The sequence below is a fragment of the Nocardioides sp. SYSU D00065 genome, from assembly GCF_017916425.1.
Classification (GTDB): domain Bacteria; phylum Actinomycetota; class Actinomycetes; order Propionibacteriales; family Nocardioidaceae; genus Nocardioides.
Genome location: NZ_JAFMSX010000002.1, coordinates 334,708 through 356,970, shown reverse-complemented (window position 1 = coordinate 356,970; position 22,263 = coordinate 334,708). Strand labels below are relative to the sequence as shown.

The window sequence follows — 22,263 nt, the reverse complement described above, 5'->3', positions numbered from 1 at the left end:
GAGGTCGTCATGACGTCGATGCCCGCGCTCTACATCGGCCACGGCGCCCCGCCGCTGCTGGACGACCCCACCTGGTCGGGGCAGCTCTCGGCCTGGGCGCGGGACCTGCCTCGGCCCAGCGCGATCCTGATCGTCAGCGCGCACTGGGAGTCGGCGCCGGTGAGCCTGTCCGCGAGCGGCGCACCGCTCGTCTACGACTTCGGCGGGTTCGCGCCGAAGTACTACGAGATGACCTACGCGACGCCGGACGCCTCGGCACTGGCGCAGCGGGTGGCGGCGATGATGCCGCGCACCGAGCCGGTCCACCAGCACACCTCGCGGGGCCTCGACCACGGCGCCTGGGTGCCGCTCAAGGTCATGTACCCCGACGCCGACGTCCCCGTGCTGCAGATGTCGCTGCCCACCGACGACCCCCAGCGCCTGCTGCGCCTCGGCGAGCGCCTGCGCCCACTGCGCGACGAGGGCGTGCTGATCATCGGCTCCGGCTTCCTCACCCACGGCCTGCCCTTCCTCACCGACTGGCGCACCGACGCCGCCGCGCCGGGGTGGTCCAGCGACTTCGACCTGTGGGCTGCCGAGGCGCTGGCCCGCGGCGACCTGGACACGCTGTCCGACTTCCGCTTCGCGCCCGGCATGCCGTACGCCCACCCGACCGTCGAGCACTACACGCCGCTCTTCGTCGCGCTGGGTGCGGCGACGACCCCGGGCGAGCCCGGCGCCCAGGTCATCGACGGCTACTGGCTGGGACTCTCCAAGCGGTCGCTCCAGCTCGCCTGACGTCCCGGCTCGCCGGGGACAGGACTAGTCTCGGCGTGTGCGCGTCCTCTCGATCCAGTCCCACGTCGCCTACGGCCACGTCGGCAACTCAGCTGCGGTGTTCCCCCTCCAGCGGCTCGGCCACGAGGTGTGGCCGGTCCTCACCGTGAACTTCTCCAACCACACCGGCTACGGCGCGTGGCGCGGGCCCCTCATCGCGGCCGAGGACGTGGCCGCCGTGATCACCGGCATCGGCGAGCGCGGCGCCTTCGAGACCTGCGACGCCGTGCTCTCGGGCTACCAGGGGTCGCCGGAGATCGCCGACGTCATCGTCGACGCCGTGGCGCAGGTCAAGGCCGCCAACCCGGCGGCGACGTACACCTGCGACCCGGTCATGGGCAACGCGACGTCCGGCTGCTTCGTCAATCCCGCGATTCCGCCGAAGTACCGCTCCACGGTGATCCCGGTCGCCGACGTGCTGACCCCCAACCAGTTCGAGCTCGGGTTCATCACCGACCGCGACGCGCTGAGCGGGCCCTCGTCCCTGGACGACGTCCTCGCGGCCGTCGACGAGGTGCGCGCGCTCGGTCCGTCGACGGTGCTGGTGACCTCCGTCGACCGGGCCGGTGCCGAGGAGGACGTCATCGAGATGCTCGCCGTCACCGCCGACGGGGCATGGCTCGTGACGACCCCGCGCCTGCCGATGAAGGCCAACGGCTCCGGCGACATCACGGCGGCGCTGTTCACCGCGCACCTCGCGACGACGGGGTCGGCGGCCGACGCCCTCGCCCGGACCGCCTCGTCGGTCTTCGCGGTGCTCAAGGCGACCCTCGACTCCGGTGAGCGCGAGCTCCGGCTGATCGCCGCCCAGGACGCCATCGCCTCGCCGGCGTGCGAGTTCGAGGTGCGGCAGGTCCGCTGACCTGCTCCATCAAGGTACGTCGCCGAACGGGCACTTCCCCGGGTCAACTCCGCACGGGAAGTGCCTGTTCACCGACATACCGTGATGGACAGGCGGGGGGCCGGGCGGCCCGACCCGGAACGGCGGCCCGCAACGCCGAGAGCCGGTGACAGGAGTCGAACCCGCGACATCCATATTACAAGTATGGCGCTCTACCAACTGAGCTACACCGGCCTGCGCCCGAGGGCGCGGCGGCCATCCTAGGCGAGGGGCGACGAGGCGCGTGAGTCGGAGTAGCGTCGGCGCATGGCCATGCGGATCGTCGCGAGCCGGCCCGACCCGGCCATCCTGACCCTGCCCTGGGACACCTGCCTCGAGCAGTGGCCCGAGGACGTCGTCGTCCCGCTGCCGCGGGGGCTGTCGCGCCACGTGGTGCGCATCGTCCGGCTCGGGGACCGGGTCTACGCGGTCAAGGAGACCAACGACGACATCGCCTTCCGCGAGTACCGGATGCTGCGCGACCTGCAGCGGCTGGGGCTGCCGGCGGTCACGCCGCAGGGCGTGGTCACCGGTCGGGTGGACCGCGACGGCGAGGAGCTCCCTGCCGCGCTGATCACCCGGCACCTGAAGTTCTCCCTGCCCTACCGCAGCCTCTTCAGCCGAGGCATGACCGCCGAGCACGTGCCGGTGCTCATCGATGCGATCGTGGTGCTTCTCGTGCGGCTGCACCTCGCCGGCTTCTACTGGGGCGACGTGTCGCTCTCCAACGTCCTGTTCCGCCGCAACGCCGGCGAGTTCGCGGCCTACCTCGTCGACGCGGAGACGGGCGAGCTGCACGACACGGTGGGCGACCGGATGCGCGAGCACGACATCACGGTCGGGTGCGAGAACATCTTCGCCGAGCTCATGGACCTCAACGCCAGCGGAGCCGTCGCCAAGCCGATCGACGGGTTCGCGATCGTGAGCCACCTGCGCGAGCGCTACGAGACGCTCTGGAGCGAGCTCACGGGGCTCGAGGAGTTCCGGGCCGACGAGATGTGGCGCATCGAGCGGCGGGTGGAGCGCCTCAACGACCTCGGCTTCGACGTCGACGAGCTCGACATCGTCACCGACCTCGGCGGCGACACGATCCGCATCCAGCCCAAGGTCGTCGACCTGGGCCACCACACGCGCGAGATCCAGGCGCTGACCGGCATGACGGTGGAGGACAACCAGGCCCGGCGCCTGCTCAACGACCTGGCGTCCTTCACCGCGCACCACGACCTGGGGCGCGAGGACCGCCACGTGGTGGCGTCGCGGTGGATGCACGAGATCTTCGAGCCGATCATGGCGATGATCCCGCCCGACGCCACGGGCAAGCTGGAGCCGGCCGAGGTCTTCCACGAGATCCTCGAGCACCGCTGGTACCTCTCCGAGCAGGCCGGACACGAGGTCGGCATCCACGAGACGGCCCGCGACTACATCGACCGCTTCCTCACCACCAGGCCGGACGAGGCGATCACGGGGCAGGAGTGACGGGCTCCCAGTCGCCGACCACCCACGACCCGTCGCTGCGCAGGCGCACCCACTGCAGGCCCACCGGTCGTCCGTCGGCGTAGGTGACCAGGCTGACGTCGGCGTCGCGGCGCGGCTTGCTGCCGAGCGCGATGGCGTACGCCGCCCCGCCGGTCGTGCCGTTCGTCCAGCTGTAACCGACGGCGCCGTCCTCGCCCTCGACGGCCTCCGGGCCGCGCTGCACGTGGGTGTGCCCGCCCACCACGAGGTCGACGCAGCCGCGGGCGAGCGCCTCGCGCCCGAGGTTGGCGTCGTGGACCAGCACGGTGCTGACGCGCTCGCCGTCCTCGGCCGCGGCGCACGCGGCGTCGGCCAGCCGCTCGCCGACCTCGCTGAAGCTCAGACCGGACTCGTCGCGCCAGCTGCCCAACCCGCTGCTGCGCGGGTCGTCGACCCCCAGCAGGGTCCCGCCCCACGGTGCGTCGACCACCTCGCCGTCGAGCATCGTCCACCCCTGGTCGGCCAGGTACGTGCTCACGAACGTGCCGTGGTCGTGGTTGCCGGCGACGCCGAACCGCTCCCAGTCCTCGAAGGCCGTGGCCAGCGAGTCGAGGCTGAAGGCCTCCCACGGCTGGCCGGTCGAGGTGTCGTCGCCCCCGTCGAGGATCACCGTCGCGCCTGCCGCGTCGCCGATCGCGCGCGCGACGCGGTCCATCCCGATGTTGTCGTGCCGGTCGCTGACCAGCAGGGCGACCGTCTCGCCCTCGCCGGGTTGGCGGAGGGTCAGGTCCGCAGCACCTGCCGCAGCGTCGGAGTAGAACTCCTTGCTCTTGTCGTAGGTGTCGATCGCGCTGAGCACCAGTCGCTTGCTCTCGGTGGTGACGGGGCCCGTGCGCACCTCCAGGCCGCGCACCTCCTCGGGCAGGACGACGCCGGGCCCGGCCAGCTCGGCGAGCGTCTGCCAGCTGCCCTGCTCCTCCTGCGTGCGCTCCCGCGACTCCCAGGGCTGCCAGATCAGCAGGGGCAGGACCAGCAGCAGGACGAGGGCGAGCAGGCCCTGCCTGGTGCGCAGACCGCGGAACAGCTCGCCGCGGCGGTGCCGGCCGAGCAGGAGGAAGAGGGCGACCGGCACCAGCCCCACCCCCACTCCGCGCACCGCCGCCGAGACCGCCATGTCCACCACAACGTCGCGCACCTTGTCCACCTGCGCGGTGGGGTCACCGGCGATGTAGGCGTAGCGCTCGACGAGCTCCTCGACCGAGCCCACCTCGGTCTTGCCGAGCGTCAGGGTGACCCCGACGGGGCCGACGTCGCGGATCCGCAGGTCCGGGAGCAGCGGTCCCGTCTGCACGACCGCGTCGTGACCCTGCGTGGGGCGTACGACCGTGTCGTGGCCCACCAGCACCACCGTCCGGCTGCTGGTGAGGAACAGCGACACCGCGACGGCCAGGCCGAGCGCGATGCTCAAGCCGGCCAGCGCCACGCCGACTAGCAGCCGCCGTGGGGTGGTCATCCCACGCGGGCCTGCGAGATGGCGTAGAGGGCGACCGACGCGGCCACGCCGGCGTTGAGCGACTCGAGCTGGCCGGCCATCGGGATCGAGACGATCTGGTCGCACGTCTCGGCGACCAGCCGGCCCAGGCCCTTGCCCTCGGACCCGACGACCACGACCAGCGGCCCCTCGGCCAGCCCGCCGGGGGCGACCAGCTCCGGGAGCGAGATGTCGCCGTCGGCGGCCAGGCCGACGACCATGCAGCCGGCGTCCTGGTACGCCTTGAGCTGACGGGTGAGGTTGACGGTCTGCGCGACGGGGAGCCGGGCCGCGGCGCCGGCGCTGGTCTTCCACGCCGACGCCGTCATGCCGGCCGCGCGGCGCTCGGGGATCAGCACGCCGTGTGCGCCGAAGCCGGCCGCGGAGCGGATGACCGCGCCGAGGTTGCGCGGGTCGGTCACCTGGTCGAGGGCGACGACGAGCGCCGGCTCCTTGAGCTCGGCGGCGCGCTCGAGCAGGTCGTCCGCGTGCGCGTACTCGTAGGCCGGCAGGCGCACCGCCAGTCCCTGGTGCACTGCGCCGCCGGTCATCCGGTCCATCTCGTTGCGAGTGACCTCGAGCAGCGTCAGGCCGCGTTCGGCCGCGAGCTTGAACGCCTCGCGCATCCGGCCGTCGCGCTCGGCGCCCTCGGCGACGTAGATCGCGGCCACCGGAACGCCCGCTTGGAGCAGCTCGACGACGGAGTTGCGCCCGGCTGCCCACTCGGCGTCCGACGACGTACGCCGCCTGGGCTTCGTGGACTTGTCCCGCTCGGCACGCTTGGCCGCCTTGTGCGCCTGGTGGTAGGGCCGGTCCTTGGCCTTGGGGGTCGGCCCCCGGCCCTCGAGGCCCCGGCGCACGCGGCCGCCGGAGCCGGCGGTGGGGTTGCCCTTGCCGGTCTTCTTGATGGCGCCCTTGCGCTGGGAGTTGCCGGGCATGTCACACGCTCCACTTCGGGCCGGACGGGGTGTCCTCCACCTCGATGCCGGCCGCCTTGATCTGGTCCCTGATGGCGTCCGCACGCGCCCAGTCCTTCGCCTCGCGCGCCGCCGTCCGCTCGGCCAGCAGGCCCTGCACGAGCGCGTCGACGACCTCGGTCATCCGGTCGTCGGAGCCGCTGGGTGCCCACGCCTCGTCTGAGGGGTTGAGCCCCAGCACGTCGAGCATCGCGATCACCTCGCCGAACCTCTGCCCCAGGGCCTCCGAGGGTCCGTCGGCGAGCAACCGGTTGCCCTCGCGCACGGATTCGTGCACCACGGCGACGGCGGCGGGGGTGCCGAGATCGTCGTCCATGGCGGCGACGAAGGCCTCCGGGAGCGCGGCGAACCAGGTGCCCACCGCGGGCGCCGCCCGGTCGAGGAAGTCCTCGATGCGGCGGAACGCCTTGGCGGCCTCCTCCAGCGCCTCGAAGCTGAACTCGACGTGCGAGCGGTAGTGCGCCGAGACCATGTAGTAGCGCAGCTCGATGCCGCGCACGCGCTTGAGGACCTCCGGAATCAGCAGCGAGTTGCCGAGCGACTTGCTCATCTTCTCGCCCGCGGTGGTGATCCAGGCGTTGTGCAGCCAGTACGACGCGAACGGGCGACCGGCTGCCCGGGACTGGGCCTGCTCGTTCTCGTGGTGGGGGAAGCGCAGGTCGACGCCGCCGCCATGGACGTCGAAGGCGGGGCCGAGGTACTTCCCGGCCATGGCCGAGCACTCGATGTGCCAACCGGGACGCCCGCGCCCCCACGGGGAGGGCCAGGCCGCGGTGCTCGGCTCGGTCTCCTTCCACCCCTTCCACAGGGCGAAGTCGCGCGGGTCGCGCTTGCCGCGCGGGTCCGCGTCGCCCGCGGGCTCCATGTCCTCGACGCGCTGGCGGGTCAGCTCGCCGTAGGCCGGCCAGCTGCGGACGTCGAAGTACACGTCCCCGCTGCCGTCCTCGGCGGCGTAGGCGTGCCCGCGGTCGATGAGCTGCTCGACGAGCTCGACGATCTCCGGGACGTGGCCGGTGGCGCCCGGCTCGTACGTCGGCGGCAGCACGTTGATCGCCGCGAGCGCCTTGTCCAGCTCGCGCTTCATCGCGGCGGCCAGCGCGTACCAGTGCACGCCCTGCTCCGCGGACTTGGTGAGGATCTTGTCGTCGATGTCGGTGACGTTGCGGATGAAGTCGACGTCGTAGCCGCTCGCGGAGAGCCAGCGGCGCAGCACGTCGAAGTTCACCGCCGAGCGCACGTGGCCGACGTGCGGCTCCGACTGCACCGTGAGCCCACAGACGTAGATGCCGGCCCTGCCCGGGACGAGGGGGACGAAGTCGCGGGTCTCGCGCGTCGCGGTGTCGTGGAGCCTCAGGGTCACCCGGCCCAGTCTAGGGCGCCGCGCGCCAACACCCGCCTTCGCGAGCAGCGACCGCGGACCCGGGCGATCGCTGTGACTCCTGGGACGTGTGGGATCCGCCGGGTTATCGTCGTCGGGTGCTCCGACGCCGCGCCGCCCTCCTGCTGACCCTCCTCGTCCTGCTGACCGGGAGCCTGGTCGCGCCGCCCGCCGCCACCGCGCACGCCGAGTCGAGGCGCGCCACTCCGCACGTGCAGCTGACCTCGTGGAGCAGCTACGCCGACTTCAAGGCCGGCACCCGCTCCGGGCTCAAGCTGGGCCGCGGACACGTCTCCCTCCTCCGCGCGAAGCGCCGCACCGTCGCCGGCCGCGCCTACGAGGCCGGCACCTGGACCTCGCCCTGGGCCACGCCCGGCTTCGGGGCCACGGACCTCGTCCCCTCGTGGGAGGCCACGACGCCGGGCCGGTCCCTGGTGCGCGTCGAGGTGCGCGGACGCGGGGCGGACGGCAGGACCGGCACCTGGGACACCGTCGCCGACTGGGGGCTGACCAACCGCCCCGTCGCGCGCACGACGTACTCCGGGCAGGCCGACGACCTCGGTGCAGTCAGCGTCGACACATGGCGCGCGGCGAGCACGGTGACGTCGTGGCAGGTCCGGGTGACGCTGATGCGACCGCGGGGCTCCCGCCTGGCCGTGAGCCTCGAGCGCGTCGGCGCGGTGGCCTCGGCCGACGCCTCCGCACCGCGGCCCACCTCCGCACCCGGACCGGCCGCCGGCACCGTGCTGCCCGTGCCGGTCTACTCCCAGATGGTGCACAGCGGGCACTACCCACAGTGGGGCGGCGGCGGCGAGGCCTGGTGCTCGCCGACCTCGACGGCGATGGTGCTCGCCTACTACGGCATCTCCCCCACGCCGACCGGCATCGCGGCCGGTCACGCCGACCCGGTGGTCGACCACACCGCCAAGATGGTCTACGACCACGGCTACGACGGCACCGGCAACTGGGCGTTCAACACCGCCTACGCCGCCACGCTGGTCGGCGGCGACTCCTACGTCACCCGGATGCGTGACCTGCGCGAGGCCGAGGACCACATCGCCGCCGGGGTGCCGCTCATCGTGTCGATCGCCTTCGGCCGCAACCAGCTCGCCGGTGCCCCGATCAGCGCCAGCAACGGGCACCTGCTGGTGGTCGTCGGCTTCGAGGCTGATGGCGACGTGGTCGTCAACGACCCCGCCGGCGCGACCAACGGCGAGGTCCGGCGTGTCTACGACCGCGCGCAGTTCGAACGGCTGTGGATCGCCGCCTCGGGCGGCACGGCGTACGTCATCCGCGGCTGAGGTCCACCGCGGGCCTCACCCCGCACTGATCTCGATGGTGTGCAGCCCGGTCGAGCCGTCCGGGTCGGGCGCTCGCACGATGCTGGTCTGGGTCTCCCCGTCCCGGCCGATCGCGCGGACCCGCACCTCGTGGTCGCCCGCGCCCACGTCGAGCGTCAGCGCCCACTGCACCCACGTGTCGACCGACGGCACCTCGCCGAGCTCGGCCGGCTCCCACTCGCCGCCGTCGACCTGCACCTCGACCGACGCGATGCCCGTGTGCTGGTGCCAGGCGACGCCGCCGAACGTCACCGGTCCCGCCTCGACCTCGTCACCGGAACGGGGCACGTCGATGCGCGAGGCGATCTTGACCGGGCCCTCGGCCGACCAGCCCCGCGTCGTCCAGTAGCCCACCGCGTCCGCGAACCTGGTGACCTCCAGGTCGACCACCCACTTGGTGGCCGACACGTAGCCGTAGAGCCCGGGGACGATGGTGCGCACGGGGAAGCCGTGCTCGATGGGCAGGGGGCGACCGTTCATCGCCACGGCCAGCATCGCGTCGCGGTCGTCGGTGAGGGTCTCGAGCGGTGTCGCGCAGGTCCATCCGTCGTGCGACGTCTGCAGGACGCAGTCGGCGTCCTCGCTGACACCGAGGCCCGCGAGGAGGTCGGCGAGCCGTACGCCGCTCCAGCGCGCGTTGCCGACCAGCTCGCCGCCGACCTCGTTGCTGACGCAGCTGAGGGTGATCCACGACTCCGTCATCTGCCGCGCCACGAGGTCGGCGAAGCTCAGCGTCAGCTCGCGCTCGACCAGCCCGTGGATGCGCAGCGACCAGTCCTCGGGCTCGATCGTGGGCAGCGCGATGGTGGTGTCGATGCGGTAGAAGTCCGCGTTGGGCGTCTGCCACGGCGCGATGCCCGGCAGCCCCAGCGAGGTCGCCGCCGGCGCCTGGCGCCGCGTGACGCCGGGGATGCGCAGCAGTCGCCGGCTCACCTCGACGTGCCTGCGGCCCGCGCCGACGAACCGGCCGAGCACGGCGATGCCCACCGACGCCACCGCGACGGCCCCGGCCACCATGACGAACACGCGGCGCTCGTGCGACTCCAGCTCCGGGCGGCGTCGCCCCCGGTGGAGCGCGTCGTTCAGGGCCGAGTGGACGGTGACCCAGGTGAGCAGGCCGACGGCCACGGGCAGCACGTCCACCATGCCCGCCCCGCGCTGGACGAGGACCGCGACCGCACCGACCGCGGCGAGCGGGACCCACACGAGCAGCGGGCGCCACCAGGCCCTGCGAGCAAGCGACCCGGCACCGGCGAAGCAGGCGACCAGCAGCACCAGGATGCCGGCCACCAGCGCCGGCTTGTCGGCCTGGCCCAGGATCGAGATGGCCCGCTCGGCCACCGCGCCCGGCGTCAACCTGATGACGAGCTCGGCGACCGCGACCACGGGCGCCTCCCGGATGGTGAGCACCATCGCCGTGGCATAGCTGGTCGCCAGCCCGGCGAACCCCGCGAGGATCCCGGCCAGCTGCCACGGGGGGCGGCGAGTGGTCACCGACCCATTGTGGCGCGCCCTCAGGCACAATGCCGACGTGACCTCACCCGGCCCTGACGCGCGCGCCGGGTTCCGCACCGGCATCGGCACCGACGTTCACCGCCTGGTCCCCGGCGTGCCGATGCACCTCGCCGGTCTCGCGTGGCCGGACGAGCCCGCAGGCCTCGAGGGACACTCCGACGCCGACGTCGCCGCCCATGCCGCGTGCGACGCGCTGCTCTCCGCCGCCGGGCTGGGCGACCTGGGCAGCAACTTCGGCACGTCGGCGCCGGAGTGGGCGGGCGCCTCCGGTGCCACCTTGCTGGCCGAGACCGCGCGACGGGTGCGGGCCGCGGGCTGGGAGATCGGCAACGTCGCGGTCCAGGTGATCGGCAACGCGCCGCGGCTCGGCCCGCGCCGCGACGAGGCCGTGGCGGCGCTCTCGGCCGCCGTCGGCGCGCCCGTCAGCGTGTCGGCCACGACCACCGACGGCCTGGGCCTGACCGGACGCGGCGAGGGCGTGGCGGCGATCGCCACCGCGCTGGTCACCGGCTGAGTCTTCCGTCCGCGCCCTCCTCGGCGCTCGCCCTCGCCGTACGCCCCTCCGCGCCTCGTCGGGAGGGGCGTCCTGCGTCCTCTTGTGCCCCGTGACGTCGGTCACCTACAGTCTGAACATACGTGACGACCATAAGCACATTTGTGCATAGGAGACTCCATGTCTGCCACCCCTGGGACCGACCACGACACCGCCCGGCATGCGCTGCTGACGATGTGGACCATTCGCCGCTTCGAGGAGGCGGTGGACGACCTGTTCGCGCGCGGCCTGATGCACGGGACGATGCATCTCTCCATCGGGCAGGAGGCGTCCGCCACCGGTGCGTGCCTGGCCCTGCGCACCGACGACGCCATCACCTCCACCCACCGCGGCCACGGGCACTGCATCGCGAAGGGCGCCGACCTGACTCGGATGATGGCCGAGCTGCTCGCCAAGGAGACCGGCTACTGCCGCGGTCGCGGTGGCTCGATGCACATCGCGGACACCGCCACCGGCAACCTCGGTGCCAACGGCATCGTCGCGGGCGGCATCCCGATCGCCGCCGGCGCCGCCCTGGCCTTCAAGATGCGCGCCGAGGACCGTGTGGTCGCCTGCTTCTTCGGCGACGGCGCCGCCAACGAGGGCGCCTTCCACGAAGCGGTCAACCTCGCGGCGATCTGGAAGCTCCCGGTCGTCTTCATCTGCGAGAACAACAAGTACGGCATGTCCTTCTCCACCGAGAAGTCCTTCGCCATCGAGAACATCTCCGAGCGAGCCGCTGCCTACGGCATCCCCGGCACCACCGTCGACGGCAACGACCTCGACGAGGTGTACGGCGCGGTCAGCGCGGCCGTCGACCGGGCCCGAGCCGGCGAGGGCCCGACCCTCGTGGAGAACGTGACCTACCGCTGGAAGGGCCACAGCAAGTCCGACAAGAACCTCTACCGCACCAAGGAGGAGATCGCGGAGTGGCGCGCGAAGGACCCCATCCTCCGGTTCGAGGCGCGGGTCAAGGAGTCGGGCCTGCTGACCGAGGAGGAGGTCCAGCTCATCCGCACCCAGGCGATGGAGGACATGCGCGCGGCCGTGCGCGAAGCCAACGCCGCCCCCGACGCCGACCCGTCCGACCTTCTCGACGCGGTCTTCGCCCGAGCGTGAACAGGAGCCTTCCCGTGAGCAGCACCCAGACCAGCACTTCCGCCGACCTCGGCACCGACCGCGTCATCACCTACTCGGAGGCGGTGCGCGAAGCCATCGGCCAGGCCATGGAGGCCGACGACCGCGTCTTCATGCTCGGTGAGGACATCGGGGTCTACGGCGGCGCCTTCGGCGTGAGCGGCGACCTCTACCACCGCTTCGGCGCCGAGCGGATCCGGGACACCCCCATCTCCGAGCTCGGCATCGTCGGCGCCGCCGTCGGCGCTGCCCTCGTCGGCATGCGCCCCATCGTGGAGATCCAGTTCTCCGACTTCACCAACCAGGCGATGGACCAGATCGTCAACCAGGCCGCCAAGATCCACTACATGCTCGGCGGCGCCATGTCCGTGCCGATGGTGCTGCGTGCCCCGCTCGGCTCCGGCACCGGCGCCGCAGCCCAGCACTCGCAGAGCCTCGAGGCGTGGTTCGCCCACGTCCCGGGCCTCAAGGTCGTCATGCCCGCGACGGCTGCCGACGCCAAGGGGTTGCTGCTCTCCGCGATCGACGACCCCAACCCGGTCATCGTCCTCGAGCACAAGCTGCTCTACCGCACCTCCGGCCCCGTTCCGGAGGAGGCAGTGCGCGTCCCCCTCGGCCAGAGCGCCGTACGTCGCCGCGGCGAGCACCTCACCATCGTCGGCACCGGGGTGATGGTCTCGCGGGCGCTGGAGGCGGCCGAGGTCCTCGCGGCCGACGGCATCGACGTCTCGGTGATCGACCCGCGCACGTTGACCCCGCTCGACGACGCGCCCATCCACGAGGACGTCTCCCGCACCGGCCGCGCCCTGCTCGTCCAGGAGGCGCCCGGTCACGTGGGCTTCACCGCCGAGCTGTCGGCCCGGATTGCGGAGTCGCCCACGATCTACCGCCTCCTCGCGCCCGTACGCCGCCTCAGCGGGCTCGACGCCCCGATCCCTTACGCGCCGCAGCTCGAGACGGCCTCCGTCCCCCAGGTGGCGGACATCGTCGAGTCCGCCAAGACGCTCGTGAAGGAGTCGTGATGGCCCGGCTAGCGATCCGGATGCCCAAGATGTCGATGACCATGACCGAGGGCGAGGTCAGCGAGTGGCTGGTCAGCGTCGGTGACGAGGTCGCCGAGGGCGATGTCGTCTGCGAGGTGATGACCGACAAGGTCGACATGGAGGTCGAGAGCACCGTCTCCGGCACCCTCGTCGAGATCGTGGTCGAGTCGGGCATCGCCGAGGTGGGCGCGCCGATCGGCTGGGTCGAGGGCGAGGACACCGGCGGCGGCTTCGGCGACCTGCTGGCCGAGCCAGTGCCCGACGCCGACGTGACGGCGACCGAGCCGCAGACCGCCGCCGCCCAGCCGGAGGCCACTCCAGAGCAGGAGCCCGACGCTGCCCCACCCTCGACCGGACCGGTGGCGGCTGTGCCGCGCGCCCGCGCACTGGCACACGAGCGGGGCATCGACCTGCGGACGGTCACGGGCACCGGTCCCGACGGCCTGGTCCGGGTGGAGGACGTGGAGGCGCTCCTGCCCCGGGCCGCCGCGGAGCCGGCGTCCCCGACCCCGAGTCCCGCCCCGTCTCCCGCCCCGAGTCCCGCCCCGAGTCCCGCCCCGAGTCCCGCCCCGAGTCCCGCTCCGGCGCCTGCGGCCGCACCACCTGCAGCGAGTGCCTCACGCCCCAGCACCGACCGACGGATCGCGGTCCGGCGCGCCGTGGCCCGCACGATGGTGCCGACCGCGGCCATCCCGCAGTTCACCGTCTGGCGCCAGGTGCACCTGGACACCGCCAACGCGATTCGCAACGGCGTCTCGTGGACCACCGTCCTGCTGCGGGCGTACGCCGCCGCGCTCCGCGACGTGCCCGAGCTGCTGTCGCGGTGGGAGGACGACGCGCCGACCGAGGCCGGACCGCCGGCGATCGCGCTGGCCGTGGCGACCGAGCGCGGCCTCATGGTGCCGACGTTCACCGAGCCCGACGCCCGCCCGATCGCCGAGGTCGACGCCGAGGTGCGCTCGGTCGTCGCACAGGTCCAGAAGGGCAGGCTCGACCCGGCGTACATGGGCGTGGCCAACGGCTCGCTGTCGAACCTCGGCGGCCTCGGCGTCGACCAGTTCCAGGCCCTGCTCACCCCGCCGCAGGCCAGCGTGCTCTCGCTCGGGACCATCACGCAGCGCCCCGTCGCCGTGCCCGGTGGCCTGGGTGTCGCGCTGACGGTCAACGCCGGGCTGACGGTGGACCACCGCGTGGCCGACGGCGCCCATGGAGCGCAGCTGCTCGAGGCCTTCTCGCGCCGGCTGGCCGGCGGTCTCTGAGCCCTCCTGAGTTACGGGTGGGCGTGCGGCCGAGTCGCACGCCCACCCGGGACCTTTGACTGTGACCCCTGTCACATCTACTGTTCGCGGATCGGCACGGTCGTGCCGTCGACAAGCACGGAGGTGCCGATGCCCGCTCCCCGCGACCCAGCCGTCCTGATGCGGGTCGCCGAGCTCTACTACCTCGAGGACAAGTCGCAGGCCGAGATCGCCGAGATCCTGTCCACGGGACGACCCAATGTGTCGCGGATGCTCAAGGAGGCGCAGCGCCAGGGCATCGTCGAGATCAAGGTTCACGACCCCAGCGGACGCGCGCGCGACCTGGAGCGCCGCCTGGCCGACGTCTTCGGGTTGAGCGACGTGCGCGTCTCGGCGCGCAACCCCCACGGCGGCGACGTCTCGGCGCGGGTCGGCGCACTCGTCGCCGCCCTCCTCCTCGAGTCGCTCGGCGAGACCACGACCGTCGGGATCTCCTGGGGCCGGGCCCTGCACGCGTCGGTCGAGGCGCTCCACACCGACCGCGACCACGACGTGACCGTCGTCCAGCTGCTGGGCGGCATGTCGGCGATCGGCAACGAGGTCAGCGGGCAGGAGCTCGCCCGGTCCCTCGCCCTGGCGCTCGGGGGCGGCTACCGCCTCATGCACGCACCGGCCACCCTCGGCTCGGCGGACGCGGCCCGGGCTCTCCGGGAGGAGCCGAGCGTCGCCGAGGCGCTCGACGCGGCACGCCGCTGCGACATCGCGCTCGTCGGCATCGGGACGCCCACCTCGGGCTCGTCCGCGGCCGTGGTGGACTCGATCGGCCTCGACGAGGCCGACGCCCGTACCTTCTGGGACCAGGAACCGGTCGGCGACCTGGCCGGCCGCTACTTCACCGCCACCGGCGCCCCCGTCGGCGGCCCGGTCGACGACCGCGTCATCGCAGTCGGCCTCCGCGACCTCGCCGCGATCCCCCTCGTCGTGGGTGTAGCGATCGGTCGCGACAAGACCGCCGCCGTGCACGGCGCCCTGCTCGGCCACCACGTCGACACCCTCGTCTGCGACGAGAGCCTCGCCCGCAGCCTGCTCACCCACCAGAACTCCAGCCCGGAAGGCACCCCATGAAGAAGATCCTCGTCATCTGCGGCACCGGCGTCGCCACGTCCACGATGGTCGCCAGCAGCATCCGGGACCACCTCACCGGACAGGGCATCGACGCGCAGATCAGCCAGGGCAAGGTCATGGACCTCGTCAACGGCACCCCGGACGTCGATCTCATCGTCGCCACCACCACGGTCCCCGACACGGTGACCGTCCCCGTCGTCGCAGGCCTGGCGTTCCTCACCGGCATCGGCCAGGACGTCGCGCTCGCGGAGATCGTCTCCCACCTGCAGTAGCCCCGCCACCGGCCGGACCGCCACGGTCCTCGTCAGAACAGGTTCACCCCATGGAAGCCTTCTCGTCCTACATCACCGACCTCGGCGCAGCCGTCGTGCTCCCGGTCCTGATCACGCTCTTCGCGATCGCGATCGGCCAGAAGCCCGGTCGTGCACTCCGGTCGGGCATCCTCATCGGCGTCGGCTTCATCGGCGTCAACCTCGTGATCGGACTCCTCGGCAGCTCGATCGGGCCGGCCGCCACGGAGCTCGCCAACCGGCTTAGCGTCGATCTCGACGTGGTCGACGTCGGCTGGCCGTCCAGCGCCGCCATCGCGTTCGGCTCCAAGGTGGGCGCGGTCATCATCCCGTTCTGCCTCGCCCTCAACGTGGTGCTGCTGCTCACGGGCCTGACCCGCACCTTCGACATCGACCTCTGGAACTACTGGCACTTCGCCCTCGGCGGCGCCTTGGTGGCCGTCGTGATGGACAGCTTCTGGTGGGGCCTGCTCGGCGCCGCGATCGCGATGATCGTCACTTTGGCGCTCGCCGACCTCTCGGCACCGATGATCCAGAAGTACTTCGGCTTCCCCGACATCTCCTTCCCGCACATGACCTCGGCGCCGTACGCCCTGCTCGCCCTCCCGCTCAACCGGCTGATGGACAAGATCCCCGGGCTCAACAGGTTGGAGGCCGACCCGGCCGCGATCCAGAGGCGCTTCGGCCTGTTCGGCGAGACGATGTTTCTCGGCCTGGGCATCGGCCTGGTGATCGGCGTCGCGGGCTTCGGCTTCGACGACCCGCGCGCCGACTCGATCGCGATCCTCACCCTCGGCATCACCGTCGCGGCGGTCATGGTCATCCTCCCCCGCATGGTCGCGATCCTCATGGAGGGCCTGGTCCCGGTCTCGGAGTCCGCCCGCACCTTCATGCAGAAGCGCTTCCCCGGACGTCGCTACTACATCGGCCTGGACTCCGCGATCGCCGCCGGTCAGCCGGCGGTCGTCGCGACCTCGCTCATCCTCGTCCCGGTCACGCTGCTGGTCGCCATCGCCCTCGCGCCGCTGGGCAACCGCGTGCTCCCCCTCGTCGACCTCGCGACCATCCCGTTCATCGTCGCCGTGATGGTGCCCCTGTTCGGCGGCAACATCATCCGCTCGGTCGTCGGCGGCGCCATCGCGATCGGCGGCGGCCTCTTCATCGCCACCGCCATCTCCGGCACCTTCACGGCGGTCGCGCTGGCCTCGGGCTTCGACAACGCCTCGGGCGCGAGCCGCATCTCCTCGCTGGTGGACGGCGCCAACCCGCTGACCGGCCTCCTCGTGGGCATGGGCGAGCTGGGCCCGGCGGCAGCAGTCGTCCTCCTGCTCGCGTCCCTCGCCTTCGCGTTCGTCGTACGCCGCATCGTCGCGCGGCGCGACGTCGCAGCCGAGGAGACCGCCGGAGCGAGCGCATGACGACTCCGGTCCTCCACCCGGCGCTCCGCCCCGACCTCTGCGTCCTCGACAGCGACGCCCCCGACGCGCGGACCGCGATCCGTCACCTCGCCGGGCGAGCCGTCGCGCAGGGCATCGCCCGCGAGAGCTACGTCGACGCGGTGCTGGCGCGCGAGCAGGAGCACCCCACCGGGCTGCCCCTGCCCGTGCCTGCGGCGATCCCCCACGTCGGCGCCGAGCATGTCGTGGCGCCGGCACTGGCCGCGCTGGTCCCGCGCACCCCGCTCGTCTTCGGCGAGATGGGGAGCCGGGACCGCACGGTCGAGGCGCGCCTGGTGCTGATGCTCTTCGTCGACGACCCGCAGGCGCAGGTGCCGCTGCTCGGCCGGCTGATCGCCGTGCTCCGCGCCCCCGACCTGGAGCAGAGCCTCCTCACCGGGCTGACCGGTCCCGACGACCTCGCCACGCGCTTCAACGCTCTGCTGGGCTAGCCCACCGCCGACGCGGGCGCCGGACGCCCCCGCGCCCCGACCGGGGTGCGGGGGCGTCCGGCGTTCGCGCAGGCCACGAGATCGGCACAAGGCCTTGACGTGACGCACGCCACAAGGTTTCATGGCTCAACCCGGTCATATGTGACGATCTATCTGCACGGAAGTGACGATGCCTGCCCCACGTGATCCCGCCACCCTGCTCGCCGCAGCGCGGCTCTACTACCAGCAGAACCGGTCGCAGGCCGAGATCGCCACCACCCTCGGCACGAGCCGGTCCAACGTCTCGCGGATGCTCACCGAGGCGCAGCGGCAGGGCATCGTCGAGATCCGGATCAACGACCCGGAGGGACGCGTCCACGAGCTCGAGGACGAGCTGCGCACCACCTTCGGCCTCGGCGAGGTGCGGGTGGCCCACACCCGCAACGTCCCGGGCCTGAGGATGGAGGACGCCGTCGGCACGCAGGCAGCGCGACTCCTCCTCGACGAGCTCAAGGACTCGATGACGGTCGCGCTGTCGTGGGGTCACGCGCTCCAGGCGATGGTCTACGCGACCACCGCGGAGCAGGAGCACCACCGCCTCACGCTGGTGCAGCTGGTCGGGGGCCTGTCGTCCATCAGCAACGAGATCAGCGGCCAGGAGCTGGTCCGCGAGCTCGCGGTCCGCCTCGGCGCGGAGTACCGCTTCCTGCACGCCCCCGCCACGCTCGAGAGCGTCACCTCCCGCGACGCACTGCTCGCCGAGCCCTCGATCCGGACGGCACTCGAGGACGCCAACCGCGCCGACATCGCCTTCGTCGGGATCGGCACCCCGACCCACGGCTCGTCCTCGGCGATCCTGGAGTCCCTCAACCTCAGCAAGGCCGAGCACGACGAGTTCTGGGCGCACGAGCCCGCCGGCGACGTCGCCGCCCGCTACTACAACGCGCAGGGCAGCCCGATCCGCGGCGTGGTGGACGACCGGGTCCTCGGCATCAGCCTCGATGGCCTGCTGGAGATCCCCAACGTGGTCGGCGTCGCTTCGGGCCGCGCGAAGACGCCCGGCGTCCTCGGCGCCCTGCGCGGCCGCATCATCGACTCCCTCGTCTGCGACGAGGCCCTCGCCCGCAGCGTGCTCAGCGCCGCGGGCTCCAGCACCGGAGGGAAGCACGCATGAACCCTGGGATCATCATCATCGCGGCCGTGGTGGCCGGCTGGCTGGTGCAGATCTTCCTCACCTACCGGCAGTCGATGGCGTTCAACGACGACGTGCGCGCTCTGCGCACCTCCGGCACGGTGAGCGTCGGCGTCGGCGGCAACCGCTACAAGGGCCGTCGCTCGTTCGTCGCCATCGCCGTCGACGCCGACGGCGTCGTCCGCGACGCGATCACCCTCGGCGGCCTCACCACCTTCGCTCGGGCCAGGCCGGTCCCCGGGCTTCTCGACCTCAAGGTCTCCACCCTGCGCGGCGACCGCGCGCTGGCCGACGTCTCGCCGTCGCAGCGCCTGGCCGCACGCCAGGCGGCAGACCTCTACGACGCAGCACGCACGACGGTCCGGGCCGACGTGTAGGAGCACGACCACGGACCGACCCCGGGGTGGAGCCCGGGGCCGGTCAGTGGGTCAGACATCGAGCGGGCATGTCCGCCGGTGAAACAGATGCCGGGCAAGCATCACGACCAGGTTCAACACAGAGCCGACTCGACAGGAGCAATCATGCCATTCACACCCATGGCGCCAGCGGGGCCGCCGCTTGCCGCCGAGACCCCCACGGTGGACCCGCCGACCGGGCTGTTCGGCGCCCTCGCCGACGCCGCCGACTGGTTCATCGGCCTCTTCGAAGCCGGTGGCGAGACCTTCCTCGGCCTCGTCACGGGCATCATCCCGACCCTGATCGTGCTGCTGACCTTCGTCAACGCGCTGATCCGGATGATCGGACCCGAGCGCATCGACAAGCTCGGCGAGTACGCCGCCCGCCCGGGCCTGCAGTGGTACCCCGTGCGGTACCTCGTGCTGCCGGTCCTCGCGGTCTTCTTCCTCACCAACCCGATGGCGTACACCATGGGCCGCTTCCTGCCCGAGAAGTACAAGCCGGCCTTCTACGACTCGGCGGTGAGCTTCGTGCACCCGATCACCGGGATCTTCCCCCACGCCAACGCGGGCGAGCTCTTCGTCTACCTCGGCATCGCCGCCGGCATCACCACGCTGGGCCTCAACACCAGCGACCTCGCCGTCCGCTACCTGCTCGTCGGCCTGCTGGTGATCATGATCCGCGGTGTCCTCACCGAGATCATCACCACGCGCATGCTGGCTCGGCGCTCCGCCGCTGCCAAGGAGGTCGCAGCATGAGCACCACGACCCAGACCAGCCCCGGTCGCGGCGGGATGAAAGGCATCAACAAGGTCCTGGTCACGATCGGCACGGCCGTCGGTGGCGTCGTCGGCACGCTCTACCAGGCCGGCCGCGACACCATCGACACGGTCATCCGCAACATCCTGCCCTTCATGGCCTTCATCGCGGTGCTCATCGGCATCATCACCGAGACCGGTCTCGGTGACGCGCTGGCGCACCTCATCGAGCCGCTCGCCGGCAGCCTGGTCGGCCTCCTCGCGATCAGCATCTTCTGCGCCCTGCCGGTGCTCTCGCCCGTCCTGGGCCCCGGCGCCGTCATCGCGCAGGTCGTCGGCGTGCTGCTCGGCACCCGCATCGGCGAGGGCGACATCCCCCCGCAGTACGCCCTCCCGGCCCTGTTCGCGATCGACCCGCAGGTCGGCTGCGACTTCATCCCCGTGGGACTGGCACTCGGCGAGGCCGAGCCCGAGACGGTCGAGGTCGGCGTCCCAGCCGTCCTGATGTCGCGTCTCATCACCGGTCCGCTGTCGGTCGTCATCGCCTACTTCGCGAGCTTCGGCCTTTACAGCAGCAGCAACTGAGCCACGTGGTCCGGCCGGCGGGCTCGCCGGCCGGACCTCACTCCCCCCTCCCCTCCATCGAGCACTGGAGAAGTCATGAGCGAGTACAAGCCCGTCATCGTCAGCAAGGGCCGCGGCGGCTGGGGCGGTCCACTGACCGTCCTCCCGACCGACGAACGCCCCCTGGTCGCGTCCATCACCGGCGGCGGCATCCACCCGGTCGCGCAGCGCATCGCCGACCTCACCGGCGGCGAGGCCTTCGACGGCTTCAAGTCGTCCGCGCCGTTCGACAAGATCGCCGTCGCGGTCATCGACTGCGGTGGCACCGCCCGCGTCGGCGTCTACCCCATGAAGAAGGTGCTCACCGTCGACGTGCACGCCACCAGCCCGGCCGGGCCGCTGGCGCAGTTCATCACCGAGGACCTCTTCGTGTCCGGCGTGAAGCCCGAGGACGTGCAAGAGACGTGAGCACCGCGATGACCACGGTCTACGACACCACGGTGACCGCGGTCGGCAGCCAGGTCCCTGCGTTCATCGAGCACGGGATCCTCATCTTCTTCGGCGAGCAGGCGCCCGCCGAGCTGCACGACATCTCGGTCCTGCACCGCGTCGACGTCGCCGACGACGGTCCGCGTCCCGGCGACGTCGTCCACCTCGGCGAGGAGTCCCTCGAGGTCCTCGCCGTGGGCGACGTCGTGCGCGACAACCTGCTGAACCTCGGCCATCTCGACATCAAGGCCGACGGCCTCACCGAGGCGAAGCTGCCCGGGGACGTCTGCGTACGCAAGGGACCCATCCCCCTCCTGGCCACGGGTGACGCGTTCCGCATCACCCGGCCAGCCACTACCGCCGAACAGGATCTCTCATGAGCTACCGAGACAGGCTCCAGCAACGCCTGGACGAGACCGGCCGCCCACTGCGGGTCGGCCTCGTCGGGGCCGGCCAGATGGGCCGCGGCTTCGCCGCCCAGCTGCTCCGGATGCCGGGCATCACCCTGTCCGCCGTGCTGGACGTCCAGCACCAGCGGGCGGTCGAGGCCCTGACCCAGGCGGGCATCACGCCGAACGACGCCGCCGACACCGCCGCGGCGGTCGCCGCCATCGAGGCCGGCGGGAGTGTCGCCCTCACCGGTGTCGACGAGCTCGCCGGGCTGCCGCTCGACGTGGTCGTCGAGGCCACCGGCGTCCCGGAGGTCGCCGTCGCGGTGGCGGTCCGGGCCCTGGCCGCCGGGATCAACGTCGCCACCTTGACCGTCGAGGCCGACGTCACGGTCGGCCGCTACCTCGCCCTGCTGGCCGAGCAGTCCGGTGCCATCTACTCGATCTGCCGCGGCGACGAGCCGGTCGAGACCAAGATCCTCGTGGACTACGCACGCGACCTGAACTTCGAGGTGATCTGCGCCGGCAAGGGCAAGAACAACCCGCTCGATCCCTACGCGACCCCGGAGACGCTGGCCGAGCGCGCCGCACAGAAGCAGATGAACCCCAAGATGCTCACCAGCTTCGTCGACGGGTCCAAGGCCATGATCGAGATGGCGTCGCTGGCCAACACCACAGGTCTCGGCGTCAGCAAGCGCGGCATGCACGGTCCCGCGTCGACGGTCCCGACCCTTCACGAGACGTTCGCGCTCGCCGAGGACGGCGGCGTCATCGAGAAGGCGGGCGTCGTCGACTACTGCACCGGTCCGGTCGCCCCCGGCGTCTTCGTGGTCATCCGCACCGACGACCCGTACGTCCACCACGAGATGACCTACCTCCAGATGGGCGACGGGCCCTACTTCGCCCTCTACCGCCCCTACCACCTGGCCAGCATCGAGGCTCCGCTCACGGTCTACGAGATGGTTCTCGACCAGCGCCCCAGCCTCACCTCGGAACACTGGACGGCCGAGGTGGGTGCGCAGGCCAAACGACCGCTTCGAGCCGGTGAGCGGATCGACGGCATCGGCGGGACGATGGTGCGCGGCCTGATCGATCCGGCCGAGGACTTCGCCCGCGACGGCCTGGTTCCTCTCGGCGTGCTCGCCGGCGCGACGCTCAAGCACGACGTGCCCGTCGACCACACCTTGACCTACGACGACGTCGAGCTCGACGAGTCGTCGCTCATCGTCCGGATGCGGGGCATCCAGGAGTCGATGGAGAAGGACCCGAGCCAGGCCCCCAGCCTGGCCGAGCTGGCGGCGTCGATCAGCCGATGAGCGCAGGCGGCGGGAGGTGGCACGGCGCGCACGCCG

At 72.0% G+C, this 22,263-nt stretch carries 23 protein-coding genes and 1 tRNA gene; 19 read left to right on the top strand and 5 right to left on the bottom strand.

Annotation, left to right across the window (positions count from 1 at the left end; translation table 11 throughout):
- Positions 1-9 precede the first annotated feature (9 nt).
- Positions 10-777 carry a dioxygenase gene (locus J3P41_RS09770; protein WP_210650114.1) on the top strand — a complete coding sequence of 256 codons (768 nt, stop codon included), beginning with the start codon at positions 10-12 and terminating at the stop codon, positions 775-777.
- A gap of 37 nt (positions 778-814) precedes the next feature.
- Entirely contained in the window at positions 815-1,678 is an 864-nt protein-coding gene (gene pdxY / locus J3P41_RS09765; protein ID WP_210650113.1) for a pyridoxal kinase PdxY, read from the top strand.
- Positions 1,679-1,818: 140 nt separating this feature from the next.
- On the opposite strand, the gene J3P41_RS09760 is transcribed toward pdxY, so the two are convergent.
- Positions 1,819-1,891, bottom strand: a tRNA-Thr gene (locus tag J3P41_RS09760).
- A gap of 72 nt (positions 1,892-1,963) precedes the next feature.
- Here J3P41_RS09760 and J3P41_RS09755 point away from each other — a divergent pair.
- Positions 1,964-3,172 carry a DUF4032 domain-containing protein gene (locus tag J3P41_RS09755; RefSeq protein ID WP_210650112.1) on the top strand — a complete coding sequence of 403 codons (1,209 nt, stop codon included), beginning with the start codon at positions 1,964-1,966 and terminating at the stop codon, positions 3,170-3,172.
- On the opposite strand, the gene J3P41_RS09750 is transcribed toward J3P41_RS09755, so the two are convergent.
- Genes J3P41_RS09750 through cysS form a run of 3 tightly spaced genes read right to left on the bottom strand, consistent with a single transcriptional unit; the run spans position 3,156 to position 7,019 of the window.
- Positions 3,156-4,664: a metallophosphoesterase gene (locus J3P41_RS09750; protein WP_210650111.1), complete on the bottom strand. Its 1,509-nt coding sequence runs from the start codon at positions 4,662-4,664 to the stop codon at positions 3,156-3,158. The two genes, J3P41_RS09755 and J3P41_RS09750, sit on opposite strands and share 17 nt — an antisense overlap.
- On the bottom strand, positions 4,661-5,620 hold the full coding sequence (rlmB, locus tag J3P41_RS09745) for a 23S rRNA (guanosine(2251)-2'-O)-methyltransferase RlmB (RefSeq protein ID WP_210650110.1): 960 nt from the start codon (positions 5,618-5,620) through the stop codon (positions 4,661-4,663). Before rlmB ends, J3P41_RS09750 begins: the two co-directional genes overlap by 4 nt.
- Before the next feature lies 1 nt (position 5,621).
- Entirely contained in the window at positions 5,622-7,019 is a 1,398-nt protein-coding gene (cysS, locus tag J3P41_RS09740) for a cysteine--tRNA ligase (protein ID WP_210650109.1), read from the bottom strand.
- A 116-nt stretch (positions 7,020-7,135) separates the two neighbouring features.
- On the opposite strand from cysS, the gene J3P41_RS19275 reads away from it, so the two are divergent.
- Positions 7,136-8,338, top strand: a complete 1,203-nt coding sequence (locus J3P41_RS19275; RefSeq protein ID WP_210650108.1) for a C39 family peptidase — start codon at positions 7,136-7,138, stop codon at positions 8,336-8,338.
- A 15-nt stretch (positions 8,339-8,353) separates the two neighbouring features.
- Here the strand turns inward: J3P41_RS19275 and J3P41_RS09730 are convergent, their stop codons facing one another.
- Entirely contained in the window at positions 8,354-9,871 is a 1,518-nt protein-coding gene (locus J3P41_RS09730; RefSeq protein ID WP_210650107.1) for a molybdopterin-dependent oxidoreductase, read from the bottom strand.
- Between the two features lie 37 nt (positions 9,872-9,908).
- Between J3P41_RS09730 and ispF the strand changes: the two genes are divergently transcribed.
- From ispF to J3P41_RS09655, 15 genes are all read left to right on the top strand, one after another.
- Positions 9,909-10,406, top strand: coding sequence for a 2-C-methyl-D-erythritol 2,4-cyclodiphosphate synthase (gene ispF, locus J3P41_RS09725; RefSeq protein WP_210650106.1), 498 nt, complete (start codon positions 9,909-9,911; stop codon positions 10,404-10,406).
- Positions 10,407-10,565: 159 nt separating this feature from the next.
- On the top strand, positions 10,566-11,543 hold the full coding sequence (locus J3P41_RS09720; protein WP_210650105.1) for a thiamine pyrophosphate-dependent dehydrogenase E1 component subunit alpha: 978 nt from the start codon (positions 10,566-10,568) through the stop codon (positions 11,541-11,543).
- Positions 11,544-11,557: 14 nt separating this feature from the next.
- Positions 11,558-12,583 (top strand): alpha-ketoacid dehydrogenase subunit beta, encoded by a 1,026-nt coding sequence (locus tag J3P41_RS09715; RefSeq protein WP_210650104.1) that lies wholly within the window; start codon positions 11,558-11,560, stop codon positions 12,581-12,583.
- A complete protein-coding gene (locus J3P41_RS09710) occupies positions 12,583-13,863 on the top strand; it encodes a dihydrolipoamide acetyltransferase family protein (protein WP_210650103.1) in 1,281 nt (426 codons plus the stop codon). The genes J3P41_RS09715 and J3P41_RS09710 overlap by 1 nt, the downstream gene beginning before the upstream one ends.
- Positions 13,864-13,992: 129 nt before the next feature.
- The gene (locus J3P41_RS09705) at positions 13,993-14,967 is read left to right on the top strand and encodes a sugar-binding transcriptional regulator (protein WP_210650102.1); all 975 of its coding nucleotides are present in this window, start codon (positions 13,993-13,995) and stop codon (positions 14,965-14,967) included.
- Positions 14,964-15,239, top strand: coding sequence for a PTS sugar transporter subunit IIB (locus J3P41_RS09700; RefSeq protein ID WP_210650101.1), 276 nt, complete (start codon positions 14,964-14,966; stop codon positions 15,237-15,239). Before J3P41_RS09705 ends, J3P41_RS09700 begins: the two co-directional genes overlap by 4 nt.
- A gap of 50 nt (positions 15,240-15,289) precedes the next feature.
- A complete protein-coding gene (locus J3P41_RS09695; protein WP_210650100.1) occupies positions 15,290-16,675 on the top strand; it encodes a PTS galactitol transporter subunit IIC in 1,386 nt (461 codons plus the stop codon).
- A complete protein-coding gene (locus J3P41_RS09690) occupies positions 16,672-17,145 on the top strand; it encodes a PTS sugar transporter subunit IIA (protein ID WP_210650099.1) in 474 nt (157 codons plus the stop codon). The genes J3P41_RS09695 and J3P41_RS09690 overlap by 4 nt, the downstream gene beginning before the upstream one ends.
- A gap of 169 nt (positions 17,146-17,314) precedes the next feature.
- Positions 17,315-18,298 (top strand): sugar-binding transcriptional regulator, encoded by a 984-nt coding sequence (locus J3P41_RS09685; protein WP_210650098.1) that lies wholly within the window; start codon positions 17,315-17,317, stop codon positions 18,296-18,298.
- Complete coding sequence (locus tag J3P41_RS09680; RefSeq protein WP_210650097.1) at positions 18,295-18,693, top strand: transcriptional regulator GutM; 399 nt, start codon at positions 18,295-18,297, stop codon at positions 18,691-18,693. Before J3P41_RS09685 ends, J3P41_RS09680 begins: the two co-directional genes overlap by 4 nt.
- A 144-nt stretch (positions 18,694-18,837) precedes the next feature.
- Positions 18,838-19,470 carry a PTS glucitol/sorbitol transporter subunit IIC gene (locus tag J3P41_RS09675; protein ID WP_246861927.1) on the top strand — a complete coding sequence of 211 codons (633 nt, stop codon included), beginning with the start codon at positions 18,838-18,840 and terminating at the stop codon, positions 19,468-19,470.
- On the top strand, positions 19,467-20,054 hold the full coding sequence (locus J3P41_RS09670; protein WP_210650096.1) for a PTS glucitol/sorbitol transporter subunit IIB: 588 nt from the start codon (positions 19,467-19,469) through the stop codon (positions 20,052-20,054). The genes J3P41_RS09675 and J3P41_RS09670 overlap by 4 nt, the downstream gene beginning before the upstream one ends.
- 75 nt (positions 20,055-20,129) lie before the next feature.
- Positions 20,130-20,501 (top strand): hypothetical protein, encoded by a 372-nt coding sequence (locus J3P41_RS09665; protein WP_210650095.1) that lies wholly within the window; start codon positions 20,130-20,132, stop codon positions 20,499-20,501.
- Entirely contained in the window at positions 20,498-20,902 is a 405-nt protein-coding gene (locus J3P41_RS09660; protein WP_210650094.1) for a PTS glucitol/sorbitol transporter subunit IIA, read from the top strand. Before J3P41_RS09665 ends, J3P41_RS09660 begins: the two co-directional genes overlap by 4 nt.
- A complete protein-coding gene (locus J3P41_RS09655; protein WP_210650093.1) occupies positions 20,899-22,227 on the top strand; it encodes an NAD(P)H-dependent oxidoreductase in 1,329 nt (442 codons plus the stop codon). Before J3P41_RS09660 ends, J3P41_RS09655 begins: the two co-directional genes overlap by 4 nt.
- Positions 22,228-22,263: the final 36 nt, after the last annotated feature.